Genomic DNA, 16319 nt, shown 5'->3' with positions numbered 1-16319 from the left:
AGATCAAGGCACGCTTCCTATCGGAACAGCGATTGCCAATACTCGTTTTTACATTATGGGTTCGTTATATGACCTCTCGCCGCAAGGCGTACCGGGTGAGCTCGTGATTGCGGGGAAAGGACTGGCAAGAGGTTACTGGAATCTCCCAGAGGAAACGGACAAACGGTTTGTCCCAGATCCGTTTTATCCAGGAGAGCGCATGTACCGTACAGGTGATTTGGTGAAGTGGACAGAGGATGGCGAGCTGATCTATCTCGGCAGAAAAGACCATCAAGTGAACATCCGTGGATTCCGGATTGAGCTATCAGAAATCGAAGCACAGCTCCTTGCGCTGGATTCAGTCCAAGAAGCCGTCGTGACAACGGTCAAAGACGCAAGTGATCAAGACGCTCTTGTCGTTTACGCCATCACAGATAAAGAAACGGGCACTTTGAAAGAAAGCCTAAAGCGCACCTTACCTGAATATATGGTGCCATCATGGATCATTAAGCTAGACCAACTGCCGATGACGGCAAATGGCAAAGTGGATCTCAAAGCACTGCCAGCACCTGATGTGGAAGCGAATCAAACAGCATACGAAGCGCCAAGAGATGAAGTGGAAGCACTACTTTGCGGCATTTGGGAAGATGTGCTTGGCGTCAGCCAAGTCGGTATTCACGACCATTTCTTCTTCCTTGGCGGAGATTCGATTAAAGGCATCCAAATGGCAAGCAGACTCACGCAAGAGGGCTGGAAGCTCGATATGAAGCTGCTTTTCCAATATCCAACGATTGCGGAGCTTCGCCCATATATCGAAGAAGCGGACCTTCTCACAGCTGATCAATCACCTGTGGAAGGAGAGGTTATTTTAACACCAATTCAGCGCTGGTTCTTTGAACGGAACTTCAGCAGCCAGCACCACTGGAATCTCTCAATGATGCTTCATGCACCAAAAGGGTTTGACTTGGCTGTCACAGAACAAGTTCTGCAAAGACTACTCTCACATCATGATGCACTGCGCATGGTGTTCAGACAGGAGCGTGATGACATTCTGCAATACAACCAGCGGGAGCTGACAGAACCATTTTCAATTATTTCTTGTGATGTTTCAAAAGCGCAAGATGTGAAACAGGCGATTTCCACATACGCCAATGAGTATCAGCGTCAACTGAATCTTGAAAAAGGTCCATTGATGAAAGTGATTTGTTTCCATACAGAAAACGGTGATCACTTACTCATCATCACACATCATCTTGTGATTGACGGCGTTTCTTGCCGGATTTTACTAGAAGACTTTATGTCTCTTTATCATCAGGCAGAAAAAGGAGAAACGATGGTTCTGCCGCCAAAAACGCACTCTTTCAAAGAATGGGCAGAAGCGGTTGAACGATACGCGCAGTCACAGCTGCTAAAAAACCAGAAGGAGTATTGGGCAGCGATTGAAAATAGACCGTTTACGACTTTACCTGTTGACCATGAAGTAAAAGAAAGAAAAGTCGCGGATACGAAAGCGGTCAAAATGCAGCTGACAGAAGCAGAAACCGAGCATCTGTTAACGAATATCCATCTTCCGTACACAACAGAAATGAATGATATTCTTCTATGTGCGCTCGGGCTGGCCGTTCAGGAATGGACAGGACAATCTCATGTACATGTACAGCTTGAAGGTCATGGAAGAGAGGATATTTTATCAGGATTAGATATATCCCGCACAGTTGGCTGGTTTACGAGCATGTATCCAGTCGTTCTTGAAGCGAAACCGAATCAGACCATTGCAGACGCTATCAAAGGAACGAAAGAGATGCTGCGGCGTGTACCGAATAAAGGGATTGGTTACGGTATTTTAAGATACATGACACCAACCGAACCGTCAGTCAAACACGTGCAGCCTGAAATCAGCTTGAACTATCTCGGGCAGATTGATCAGGAAGTGACGACAGAACTCTTTGGGCCCTCAACCTATGATATGGGCCGTCAAGCAAGCTCTGAATCAGAAGCTGTTTATAAGCTGAACCTCAGCGGTCTTGTTCAGCACAATCAATTCATTCTGTCGTGCTCATATTGTGCAAGTGAATATGAAGAACAAACGATACAGCAGTTCATCGCATTGTTGAAGGAGAAAATCAGATCCATCATCACTCATTGCTTAGCGCATCAAGAGCGAGAATTTACGCCAAGTGACTTCTCGGCTGCAGACCTTGAAATGGATGAAATGGACGATATCTTTGACATGCTCGAGGAGAAATTGACCTAACACCACTAGATCAGTCATGAAAAAGGAAAGGAGGAATGAAATAGATGAGTCAATTTAAAAGGGATCAAGTTCAAGATATGTACTATCTGTCACCGATGCAAGAAGGAATGCTGTTTCATACCCTCCATCATCAAGAAAAAGGCTTTTATGTAGAACAAATGGATATGAACGTGAAGGGGACACTTCGGTCTGATCTGCTTGAGAAAAGCATGAATATCATCGTGGAACGGTACGATATTTTTCGTACCGTGTTCCTCCACGAAAAAGTGAAGCGTCCTGTCCAAGTTGTATTAAAGAATCGACCTTTCCAGCTTGATGTTGTGGACATACAGGATCTTTCTGAAAGTGAACAGCTTGAACGTATCGATCGTTTTAAACAAAAGGATCAGCTGAGAGGATTTGATCTCTCGAAGGATCTGCTCATGCGGGCCTCTGTTTTTCAAACGGGTCCTTCAAGCTATCGCTGGATATGGAGCTATCACCATATCCTTCTAGATGGCTGGTGTTTTGGCCTAGTTGTACAGGAATTGTTTGCGATTTATCATGCACTTTTGCATGACATCCCTTACAGGCTGGAGCCAGTCAAGCCATATAAAGAATATATTCAATGGCTGGAAAAACAAGATAAACAAGCCTCACTTGAATATTGGACGCAATCTTTGGCTGGCTTTGAGGGGCAATCGACTTTTAAAGAACAGCGAAAGCAAACAAATGAGCATGAATTAGGCGAAATCGAATGGGCTATGAGTAAAGAAGAAACAGCTGCTTTATCAGAGTTAGCCTTGCAGCAGAATGCCACGTTAAGTAGTGCGCTTCAATCGGTTTGGTCTATCTTACTCAGCAGGTATCAGCGCTCAAACGATGTGTTGTTTGGAACGGTTGTGTCAGGACGTCCGGCAGATTTGGCTGGTGTGGACCGGATGGTGGGATTGTTCATCAATGTCATTCCAAGACGAATTCAGCTGACAGACCATATGACGTTCCGTTCTCTATTATCAGAGACGCAGCAGCAGTCTTTAGCGGCTGAACCGCACCAATATATCCCGATTTATGATATTCAGGCTAAGGCAGGTCAGCAGCAGCTCATTGATCATATTGTGGTGTTTGAGAATGTCCCTGCTGCAAAGAAAGACGAGCAGGAGTCACTGCTTGGCTTTACAGTAGAAGACATGAATGTCTATGAAAAATCGAACTATGATCTCAATTTACTTGCATCACCTGGGGAACAATTGCAGCTGAAGCTGGCCTTTAATCAGCGTGCATTTGATCTTGCATTTGTCCATAAATTAAAGGATCAGCTGACCCTTTTGATCAGAGGGACCATCAAACATCCAGATCAGTCAGTTCATACACTGACACTTGTGACTAAGCAGGAAAAGCAGCGAATGTTAGAGGAATGGAATGCACCTGAGCTGGAGCATGATCAGCTTTATTTGACAAAGTGGTTTGAACATAATGTTCGAAAACAGCCGAATGCAGTGGCATTATCAGCAGGTGATCACACGATGACATATGCGGAGCTGAACGAACAAGCCAATCGACTGGCAAGGCATTTACAAAAAAATGGGGTCAATCATCAAACGGTGACCGCCATTTTAGCAGAACGGACACCTGAACTCATTGTCAGCTTACTCGCTGTCTTAAAAGCAGGTGCCACCTATGTGCCGATTGATCCAGATTATCCAGAAAGCCGTATCCAATATATGTTGAAAGACAGTGGAGCGACGCATCTTCTGACTCATTCATCCTTTATCAGTCAGACGAGGTCACTCGCATTTGATGGCACGTATCTTTTTGCAGATGATCAAGAAATTTTACTGATGAGCTCAGAGAATCTGCCACTTGAAGCAGGTTTAGATGATACGGCATACATCATGTATACATCAGGAACAACCGGACAGCCAAAAGGCATCATGACGACCCATTCCAATATTGCCCGGGTGGTCAAAAATACGAATTACTTAACTATTTTAGAAACAGATACATTGCTGTCGTTATCAAATAGCGTATTTGATGGCTTTACATTTGATGTATATGGTGCGCTTTTAAACGGAGCAAAGCTTGTCCTGCCGCAAAAAGAAACCATTTTAGATATGGGGAAGCTCACTGAGCTGATAAAAGGAGAGCATATTTCTGTCATGTTTGTTCCAACCGCTTTATTCCATCTTCTCGTTGATGAAGGAACAGACTGGATGCGCGGTGTGCGTAAGGTACTGTTTGGGGGAGAGAGGGCATCGGTTCAGCATGTGAGAAAAGCCTTTGATGTGATGGGAAAAGGCAGATTGTTGAATGTATACGGACCAACCGAATCAACGGTTTTTGCCACGTATTATCCGATAGATGAAGCGATCCCTTTAGAGGCACATTCTATTCCAATTGGGAAGCCGCTCAACCAGACGGGCGCTTATATATTAAGTGAGCACAGGCAGCTTCAGCCGATTGGAATGGTTGGAGAGCTTTGTCTGAGCGGCAAAGGACTGGCAAAAGGGTATTTGAATCGTCCTGATCTGACAAAACAAGTGTTTATTCCTCATCCTTTCGCTTCGGGTGAGCGCCTGTATCGTACAGGGGATTTAGCTTACTTTCGAGAAGACGGTCTGATTGAGTATGCAGGCAGAGTTGATGATCAGGTAAAAATTCGAGGACACCGTATTGAACTGACAGAAATTGAAGCCAACCTTCTCATGCACCCAGGTGTAAAACAAGCTGTACTCCTAGCGGATCATGATGAAACCAATCATACAAGGCTGCTTGCCTACATCACGTGTGATGATGCATGGAAAGGCAAACTCGATGACATCAAATCAAGGCTGAAAGAGCGTCTTCCAGCTTATATGCTGCCTCATGAGCTGATTGAACTGGAGAACCTCCCACTTACGCCAAACGGGAAGGTTGATAAACGCCAGCTACCAAAACCAGAGGCACCGCAAGGAAACCGCCGTGTGAAACTGCCCGCAAATGAAGTGGAACAAAAGCTGTTGGTGATGTGGCGGGAAGTACTTGAACGAGAGGATATTAGCACAGATGACCATTTCTTTGAGCTTGGCGGACATTCTTTAAAAGCGATGTCTCTTTTGTCCAAAGTATCAAAAGAGTTTGAGGTTCAGGTGCCGATCCATTTGTTGTTTGAGACCCCGACGATTGAAGCGCTTAGTCATTATATTCAGCATCAGGACGGGGAAACCGCTGGCTATCTTGTATTCAATGAATCTCAAACATCAACAGTCTTTGCTCTTCCGCCATTACCAGGCTACGGCTTTATCTATCAGGAAGCAGCAAAAACGCTTGATGATGTTCGGCTAGTCGCCTTTGATTTTATTGAAACGAATAACCGAATGGCGCAGTACGTTCAGCATATTCAGCACCTTCAGCCAAAAGGGCCGCTGACGTTGATGGGGTACTCAGGCGGATGTTACCTCGCCTTTGAGCTTGTTCAAGCGCTTGAACAAGTAGGGCGGACAGTCGAGAAGGTCATCATGATCGATTCCTATAAGAAAATTGGAGAAAGTGATTTAGAAGGACGATCCATTGATGATGATATTGAAGCGATTGTTCATCAAACGAAACAAAGCGAACTTGCTCAAGGGGAGATCGTTCAAGAAGCGCTTGCCCAAAAGACGCGCGCCTACTATGAAACGTTTGTTAAGGGGGTGAATCAAGGCAAAATAAAGGCAGATATTACGTTCATCCAATCTGAAGAACAAATAGCGATCCCGGACTGGATGGAAGAGTGGACACAGGCAACGGCCGGATCTTTTACCCAATACCAAGGCTATGGCCGGCATGCTGATATGTTCAAACAGAAAGAATGTGCAGTTCAAAATGCAAAGCTGATCAAACATATTGTCAATCAAACAAATAGAGAACGAGTCTTGTAAACTTTAGATTAGGCAGGATGCAGCCTTGCAGTCCTGCCTAACAAAAAAGGAAAGGAACTCATATGAAACCATCAACCATTAACCAAACGAGTAGACATGAATCAATGGATGCGATTTTACAATATGTAAAGACAACCATTTTACAAACCAACGAAATCGAACGCTTCGCTGTTTTTTCACGTGAAAAAACCATTCGACCGCGGCCGTATCACCTCTCTCATTTATTTCTCGACAAGCACATTGAGCAGGAGGCCGCAACGGAAGCGATACAGACGCAAACGGCTGTACCTGCTTTGGCCGATATGCCGCCCGCTCTTTCCTATGGAGGGGATCTCGACGTCACACAAGGCGCACAGACCTTACAGGAAGTCTTAACAGAGGCTGCAAAAACGACAAATGGGCTTACGTATATCGTGAATAGCAAGAACGAACTCACACAATCTTATGCGCAGTTACAAGGGGACGCCGAGAGGGTTCTGACTGGTTTAAGGGCACTGGGGCTGAAGGCAGGAGATCCTGTTTTCTTTCAATTCTCATCGAATCATGCCATGGTCACTGCCTTTTGGGCATGTGTATTAGGCGGATTTGTTCCAACGCTTGTGTCGGCTGCCCCAACCTATCGGGAGATGAATGCTGCAGTGAAGAAGCTTCATCATGCATGGAAGCTGCTCGAGCATCCGCTCATCCTAACAGATGACTCACTGATCGAGGAGGTGCAAGGGTTAGCCTTCCTGTGGCATACAGACCAATTACGTGTCGCAGCAGTTGAGCCGATGCTGACATTAGAAAGAGATACAGCCGCTCACCCTGCCGCGCCAGATGATTCCGTCTTCTTTATCTTAACGTCTGGAAGTACAGGGATGCCAAAGTGTGTAGAGCATTCCCATAGAAGTGTGCTGGCGAACGTCAAAGGAACAGTGGCAGCAAATCAATTTACACAAGAGGATGTCTCGTTAGACTGGATGCCTTTAGATCATATTGGTGGCATCGTGATGTTCCACCTTGTCAATGTGTACACAGGCTGCGAGCAGATTCGGGCAAGAACAGATGACTTTATCGCTCAGCCGCTGCGGTGGCTTGACTGGATGGACCGCTACCGTGCAACGAAGACGTGGGCACCTAACTTTGCATTTGCGATGATCAATGATTATGAGAAAGAGATTTCATCAGGATCTTGGGATCTGTCGGCGATGACCTGCATGATCAATGGGGCAGAGGCGGTCGTGCCAAAAACCATCCACCGATTTCTACACCTGCTTGCTCCGCACGGCTTAAAGGGAGATGTGATCAGACCGGCTTTCGGCATGTCTGAAATCTCATCAGCGGTTGTGTTTTCCTTTGCGATTGAGCGTGGAGATGAAAACAGCGGGGTTCTGACCTTTGAGGAAACGTCGCTGACAGAGCAGCTAAGACCAGCAGAAGCACGTGAGGCAGGAACCGTCAGCTTTACAGAGTTGGGCAAACCGATTCCAGGTATCACGATACGCATCGTCAATCATCAGCATGAGCTTCTTCCAGAAGATCATATTGGCCGTGTGCAAATAAAAGGTCCAACCACCATGAAGGGCTATTACCGGAATGACGAAGCGAATCAAGAAGTATTTCAAGCGGATGGCTGGTTTCACACGGGTGATTTAGGTTTCCTGCACGAAGGAAGGCTGACACTAACCGGTAGAGAAAAAGACATGATTATCATCAACGGGAAAAACTATCACAACTATGAAATTGAAGCCATAGCAGAGGAAGTACCGGGAGTAGAAACGAGCTTTGTGGCTGCTTGTTCTGTCCGAATGGAGGCTTCTGCATCCGATGAACTGATTCTCTTTTTTACACCGAAGCTGTATGAGCCGGCTTATATTATGAGGGCAAGTCAGCACATTAAATCCCATATTGCAACAAAAATGGGCTTGTCTGCATCTCGAATCATTCCTGTCCAGAAGCATGCATTTCCCAAAACAAGCTCTGGAAAAATAGAAAGGGCACAGCTCAAGACAAGATGGCAAGAAGGCGAATTTGATGAAATGATCATGGAAATGGACATGAGACTTGAAAATGAACATACCTTGCCTGATTGGAGTTATCAAAAGAAGTGGATACCTGCTCCACTTGATGCAGCTGACAAGCAGATCATAGGGGACGTTGTGATCTTTGCAGATCCATTAGGACTGGCAGATCAATTGAAATCTTTTGCAAACAGTGAACAAACATACATTACGGTTGAACCGGGTCAAGCGTTCAAACAACTCACACACACTCACTTCATCATCCACCCGAATCGGCCGTCTGACTACGAACAACTCTTTGAGACGCTCCGTTCGTATGGCGTTTCGGTGAAACACATCATTCACCTTTGGAACTATACAAACCAAGAAGACAAGCTTTATGTGTCCAAGGCAAAACAAGCGCAGAAAACGGGCAGCATGAGTGCATTATTTTTAACAAAAGCCATTTCCGTCTATGAGGAGCAGGTGGCCATCACTTTTGTCTCAGCCCATGCGATGAATGTGCCGGGGGATCATATCCACGATGTAGAAAAAGCAACGACAGTAGGACTGATGACAGCAATTCAGCATGAATGGCCGTTTATCAAGGTGCAATGTCTTGATTTTTCTCTAGCAGAATCGGTATCTAGTCATTCCCATGCAATGGCGATAATGGCAGAACTCACACATGACCAAGATCGTCATGTTGCTGCTTATCGTCAAGGTGTTCGTTATATTCCCTTTTTAGCACCTCTTCATTTGGAAAAGGAACAGAAAAGGAAAGAGCCGCCATTTGAATCATCTGGGCTTTATGTCATAACAGGCGGGCTAGGCGGAATTGGACGTTTAGTCAGTGAACACCTACTGACATCTTATCAAGCACATCTCGTGTTGCTTGGAAGGAAAGAGAGAGAGGCACTTTCTAGTGACCAGCAAGAGACATTGTCTTTGCTAGAAAAGCAGGCAAAATGGCGTGGCGGCAAGGTTCTTTATGAGAAAGCAGACATCACGGCTGAAAAAGAGGTAGAAGCGATCATCTCTAGACATGAGGTCGCCGGAAATCGAAGGCTGGATGGCATCATTCATTTCGCAGGTATTATTCAAGAAGAACTGCTTGCTGATATGACATCTGTGTCTCTGAATGACATGTACGAAGCGAAGGTATATGGAACGATTGCGCTTCATGAAGCTGCCTCCAAACGCAGGAATGTTTTATTTCTTTCAAGCTCGTCAGCCCGAACGCTAAAGGGCGGTATGACTGTCGGCGCCTATTGCGCTGCCAATGAGTTCGTGGAACAGTTTGCTCATTATCAGAAGCTGACATCTACAGTGAAGCCATATTGCTTTAGTTTCAGCATGTGGGACGAGATTGGCATGAGTGAAGGCTCCATGATAAAAGGCATGTTAAAAGAAAGAGGTTATCTCCCAATTTCAAAGCAGGCAGGCTTCCAAACGATGCTCGCATGTCTGATGACAGATGCTCCGCTCATTTATACGGGATTGGATCGATCGAAGAAAGAGATTCACGAGATGGTCCATGCGGATGCGGAGATGCAAACAGAGCAGACCTTTTACGTCTTTTTCAAAACTGATCAAACAAAGGCGGTGGAAGAGCGGCTTTATCAATCGATTCATACGTGTTTACAGTCCCGTCTATCTGGCGAATATGCCGTGCATTTGTTTCCTGAGGAATATTGGAAAGAAACAGAAGATGGATCGCCAGACGAGGCATATTTTCATGAATTAATAGAGGAAAGCGGAATGGATGCAGACAACAGAGCACCTCACACAGAAACGGAGAAACTGCTCGCACACATTTGGTCAGAGCTGCTCGGTGTCTCAGATGTCAACTGCGGCGATCATTTCTTTTTACTAGGAGGCCATTCGCTGAAAGCGACGCAAATGCTGTCTGCGGTTAGACAAAAAACAGGGTTTGACGTGCCGCTTGCTGTGTTGTTTGAACATACGAGACTCGGAGAATTAGCGGATTGGATCGATTCAAATGCCAAAGCAGATGAAGTGATTCCGATGAGAAAAATGGAAAAGGGTCAGGAAATTCCGATGTCTTATGCCCAGCAAAGACAGTGGTTCCTCTATCAATTAGAGCCGGATTTGCCATTATACAATAATACGATTTCGTTTCGGATGAATGGGCCTTTAGATATCAAGGTGCTTCAGGAAAGTCTGCATCATATGGTGGAAAGACATGAATCGCTCAGAACGTCCTTTACGATGAGCGGGGATGAACCGGTACAGGTCATTCATGAACAGATGGCCCTTCCAGAGCTTGAGGTGATGGACCTTTCAGGCATAGCGTCACAGGAAGAGAAAGAACAAAAAGCGGCTGAATGGGCGAAAGAAGAGGCATCCACACCTTTTCAATTAGAACACGAAGCGCTCTTTCGAGTGAAGCTGATTCGACTTTCACCCGCAGAGCATATCTTGCTGATGTCCATTCACCACATCGTGTCAGATGGCTGGTCGATCGGCATTGTTGCAAGAGAATTATCCGAGTGGTATACAGCGGCGATCGAAGGGCGGGAGCCTCACTTGCCGGCACTGCCTATTCAATATGCGGATTACGCACTGTGGCAGAAGGAGTATTTGACAGGAGAGCCACTAGATAAGCAGCTTGCCTATTGGAAGGAGCAATTTGCGGCACCTGTTGAAGATTTGGTATTGCCATATGATCATCCGCGGCCGGCCGTTCAATCCTACGAAGGGAAGACGAAAACATATCAACTGTCGAAGTCACTGTCTAAAAAGATTGAGGCGCTATCTAAGAAAACAGACAGCACACTGTATATGATCTTGCTGTCGGCTTTCTCTACGCTATTACATCGATTGTCTTCACAGGACGAGTTTGTCATTGGCTCGGTCATTGCTGGGAGAAATCGAACGGAAATGGAGCATTTAATCGGATTTTTCGTGAATACATTGGCGCTTCGGATCGACCATAGCGGGAATCCAGCCTTTACGGAATTATTAGAGCGAGTGAAGGAGACAACCGTCGGTGCTTATGCACATCAGGATGTGCCGTTTGAGATGGTGGTCGATGAATTGAATATTGTCCGTGATGCCAGTAAGCAGCCGCTGTTTCAGGTCATGTTTGTTCTGCAAAACTTACCGCTTGAAGCATCTCCAATGGGGGAGGCGACGTCGGTTTTAGCCATTGAAGATAATGATACAGCGAAATTTGATCTCTCCCTGTTTGTGTTTGAAGGAGCTGAAGGGCTTCAGTTAAAACTTGAGTATCATGCGGATTTATTTTCTGATGACACGATGGAGCGATTCCTTGCATACTACGAGCACCTGCTTGAAGGAATTTGTGAAAATCCAGCGCAGCCGATCAGACAAGTGAATTTCCTGCCAGAGAAAGAAAAGCATCAATTGCTCTATGAATGGAGCGGAAAGACTGATCAACCAAAAGGTCCGCTACTCATGACGGAACGATTTGAAGCGCAAGTGAAAAAGACACCTCATGCAGTGGCGCTTGAGTTTCAAGGAGATGAGTGGACGTACCAAGAGTTACATGAGAAAGTCGATCGTCTAGCAGCCTATTTGCAGCAGCGAGGCGTGACGCCGCATGAACCAGTTGGACTGCTCATCGACAGATCGCCTGAAATGATTCTTGGGGTGCTGGCCATTGTGAAAGCAGGCGGGGCTTATGTGCCAATTGATCCTGAATATCCAGATGCCCGCATTGACTATATGCTGAGAGATACAGGGATTCAGCTTTTACTGACAAAAAATGAATGGCTGAAAAAAGTATCCATCCATCAAACGGAACTTATTTGTCTTGATCAAGGGTATGAAGAATTTTTACCAGAAGCAGAGGTCATGCCCGCTGCACTAAGACCTGATGGACTTGCTTATATCAATTACACATCGGGGTCAACTGGACAGCCAAAAGGAGTACTGATCCCGCATCAAGCGGTCGTCCGGCTTGTGTGTGAAACAGACTATGTCACCCTTGATGAACAAACGCGCATTTTACAAATCGCTAGCTTCTCTTTTGATGCATTTACGTATGAAATATGGGGAGCCCTTTTAAACGGGGGAAGGCTCATACTGACGGATCGAAATACCATTTTATCAATGGATACATTAGCGGAAGCACTAAAAACTCATCAGATTACAACAGGGTTCTTGACTGTGCCGCTGTTCAACCGTTTAACAGAAGAGCATCCAGAAGCTTTATCTGGACTTCATGCATTATTGGTCGGCGGAGATGCCTTATCAGCCGCTCATATCCGAAAAGCACTACCGTATTTGCCTGAAGGGCTTTTAAATGGATATGGACCAACAGAGAATACGACGTTCTCCTGTGTGCATCACATTCGAGCACTAGAAGAAGATCAGGCGACGGTCCCGATTGGACAGCCTATTGCTTATTCACAAGCTTATGTATTAGATGACCAAATGCAGCCAGTTCCGCAAGGCGTCATCGGCGAAATTTATGTTGGCGGCACAGGGCTAGCACTTGGTTACCTTGGAGATGAAGAAAAAACAGCATCATCATTTATCCCGCATCCTTTCCAAGAAGGAGCGCGTTTATATAAAACAGGCGATATGGGCCGCTGGCTGTCAAATGGCATCATTGACTGTCTTGGAAGAATCGATCATCAAGTGAAAATTCGTGGACACCGCGTGGAATGCGGAGAAATTGAAGCCGCTATGCTGACATTTGATGACATCACAGAATGTGCCGTTATCCCGCATCAGCACGAGAGTGGTCATAAGCGATTGATCGGTTATTTTGTCCAAAAAGGCGGCATGACCACGCAAGACATTCGCCATAACTTAAAAGACATTCTGCCAGATTATATGGTGCCAAGCCTATTAATAGAGCTGGATGAATTACCGCTCACGCCAAATGGCAAGGTAGACCAAAAGCGTCTTCCACCGCCAGAGTGGAGACAAGAAGAAGTAGAAACAGCCATTGACAAAGCAGCTACTGAGGAAGAACGTGTGTTAGAAAAAGTGTGGTCTCAGCTGCTAGGCGTTCCTTCTATTGGCGTCCATGATAACTACTTTGAGCTTGGCGGAGATTCCATTATTGTCATACAAATGGTGGCACGCTTAGCACAGGAAGGCTACGTCATCCAGCCGAGAGATGTATTTGAAAAACAGACCATCTCACAACTCGCACAAGCGATGAGAAAGTCAGAGGTCTCTACGGTCTATGATCAATCACCTGTGACAGGAGAGGTTCGTCTTCTCCCGATTCAATCTTGGTTCTTTGAGCAATCGATGACCAATCAAGATTATTGGAATCTCTCGGCGCATATTGAAATGAAGCGATCTGTTCCACATGAACAGTTAACACAGGTTCTTTCAAAACTGGTCGATCATCACGATATGCTGAGAGCTATATATACAAAAGAGGCAGATGGCACATGGATTCAAACCATTCGTGAGCCTGGCATCACACCTTGTGTCACATTCTTTGATGTGACGGATGTATCTCAGGAGGAAGCACGGGAACAAATCCGCTTGGAGACAAGTGCCTGTCAAGGAACATTGTCATTAGAGCGAGGAGAAGTGATCAAAGCGATTCTTTTCCATACAGGTAAAGACACGTCTGAGCTCTTTATTGCTGCACACCATCTCGTCATGGATGGCATATCATGGCGCATGATACAAGAAGATGTACTAAATGGATTGAAACAGCTTGCTACGGGGCAGGACATCCTATTTGCGAAAAAAACCGCCTCCTATAAGCAGTGGGCAGATGCCTTATATGAATATGCACAAACCGATCAATTACAAGCGCAGGCCTCTTTTTGGCAAAAAATCAAGGATCAAGAGGAAGAAGGTTCTCCTTTCCAACTGCCTGCGCTTTCTAATATAGAAGAACATGCAGAGATCCTGTCGGTTCAGCTCACAAAGGAACAAACAGATAGGTTACTTAGACAGGCCTCACAAGCATACCGAACAGAGATTAACGATTTACTGTTAGCAGGACTCACGCAAGCCATTGGAAAGCCAATGCTCATTACCTTAGAAGGGCACGGACGCGAGGATTTATTTGAACAGATGGATTTGTCACGGACAGTCGGCTGGTTTACAAGCTCTTATCCTATTTTTATTCCTTTTATACAAACCGATGTTGCAAGACAAATCAAAGACGTCAAAGAAACCTTACGAGCTGTGCCGCAAAAGGGAATCGGCTACGGTTTGCTTCAATACATGACAGAATCTCGTTTACTCAAAACGGTAACGCCGCAGATGAGCTTTAATTACCTCGGTCAGTTAGATCAGGCAGATGGCGAAGCCAAGCTGTATATAGCAGACGAGCGAAATGGACATGTTCACGATCCGAAAGCAGAAAGACAGCATTTGATCGATGTGTATGGATATGTGACAGATGGTCAGTTGCAGATGAACTTTATGATCAATCGTGAACTGCTACAAGATCAAGAGGTGCGGTTGTTACCTGAACGTTTTAAAGAAAAAATGGAGATCATCTTGACGCATTGTGTTGAAACGAGCGGCGGCTTTACACCATCTGATTTTCCGATGGTTCAGCTCACGCAAAAGCAAATAGATGAACTTCCAGACAATGTAGTCGATGTGTATCCGCTGTCTCCAATGCAGCAAGGAATGCTGTTTCATGCACTGCTAGATCAAGACTCACAAGCTTATTTTGGTCAGGTGCATATGACGCTCCAAGGCTTAACAAACGGCGATGCCTATGAACAAGCTTGGAATCTTCTTGTAGAACGTCATTCGATTTTGAGAACAAAATTCGCTTGGGAAGGGCTGAAGGAGCCTGTTCAGTTCATTCAATCAGAAGGAAGCATCCATCTCACTCAGCACGATGTGCGCCACCTGAGTGATGCGAAGCAAGAAGAGACAATCGAACACTTTTTAATATCTGATCGTTCAAAGGATTTCCATTTAGACCATATAGATGAACCGCTAATTCGGATTGCTTTATTCCGTTGTGATGAGGAAAGATGCACGTTTGTCTTTAGTTTTCATCACATTTTAATCGATGGCTGGAGTTTGTTCAGTTTTATTCAGGAATCCTTTGCGCTGTATCGCTCTCTTGTGGACGACCGAGAGATCAGTCTTTCTACAGTCCGTCCATATAAAGATTTTATCGAATGGCTGCAAAAGCAGGATCAAGAGAAGGCGCAAGAATTCTGGCAGCGTTATATGTCAGGCGTAGAGGAAGCGACACCGCTTCCAGGAGACGGCGAAAAACATGCTTTAGACCAAGAAGTAAGCATGGCGCAGTCCAGCGTCAAATTGACGCCAGAGATGCAGCAGAAGCTGGAGAAGATGACTGGCAAGCAGAAGGTCACGATGAGCACACTGATTCAATCAGCGTGGGGACTGCTCTTGCACCTTCATTCGGGCGCAGAGGATGTCATATTTGGGGTGACCGTATCTGGCCGGCCAGCCGACTTACCAGAAGTGGAAAGCATGACAGGGCTCTTTATTAACACATTGCCGCTTCGTTTACCGATCCATTCGGACTGGACGATTGCACGATTGCTCGCCCATACACAGGAAACCGTTTTTCAGATGAGAGAATACGAGTATACCGTACTGCCAGATATTCAGCAGATGACGGAAATTCCAAATGGAGAGGCATTGTTTCACAGCATTGTCGTGTTTGAAAACTATCCGATTGAGTCCATTGAGCCGTATGGCGTACGCATTTTAGACATCGCCAGTCATGAAGAAACAAATTATGACTTAACCCTTGTCGCAGTGCCGGGAGATACGCTGGAGCTTCGGATCACATACAACTTAAATCAATATACAGAAAAGCAAATACAAACGCTGATGCAGCAGCTGATTCACACACTTGAAGCCATGACAGAACAAGTGGATACGGCGCTATCTTCCTTCACAATTGTGACAAATGAGGAAAAAGAGCGGATGATCAGTGATTGGGCGAAAAACGCACATGTCAGCGTGCTATACCCAGACCAAGAAGAAATATATGCAGGCGTACATGATTCTACCTATGAAACGGAAATATATGTCCTGAATGAAGAACATCAGCTCATGCCGGTTGGATTTCCTGGAGATATTTTTATCGGCGCAAAAGAGATCAAAGCACTTTTTGGAGAGCTAGCCGATTGGATGGAGGCGCATAAAATTCCGCATCCATTCAAACATCAAACAGGCGAATACCTTTATCCGACAGGGGATGTCGGCGTTTGGTCGGAAGAAAGCAAGATTCAGATTTTGGATTGGATGTAGGAG

Annotated in this window: 3 protein-coding genes; all 3 read left to right on the top strand. The window is 45.5% G+C overall.

The features are described 5' to 3' along the window. Positions 1 to 2233: condensation domain-containing protein (locus ASG46_RS05690; RefSeq protein ID WP_156376649.1), on the top strand; the 2233-nt coding region annotated here is incomplete at its 5' end. Positions 2234 to 2277: 44 nt separating this feature from the next. Beyond that, on the top strand, positions 2278 to 6111 hold the full coding sequence (locus ASG46_RS05685) for a non-ribosomal peptide synthetase (protein WP_056703596.1): 3834 nt from the start codon (positions 2278 to 2280) through the stop codon (positions 6109 to 6111). Between the two features lie 62 nt (positions 6112 to 6173). Next, positions 6174 to 16316 (top strand): non-ribosomal peptide synthetase, encoded by a 10143-nt coding sequence (locus ASG46_RS05680; protein WP_056703593.1) that lies wholly within the window; start codon positions 6174 to 6176, stop codon positions 16314 to 16316. The last annotated feature ends 3 nt before the right edge of the window (positions 16317 to 16319 follow it).

This window comes from Bacillus sp. Leaf49, assembly GCF_001426125.1.
Classification (GTDB): Bacteria; Bacillota; Bacilli; order Bacillales; family Bacillaceae; genus Bacillus; species Bacillus altitudinis.
The sequence above is the reverse complement of the archived record's forward strand: the minus strand, read 5'-3'. Positions and strand labels throughout refer to the sequence as shown.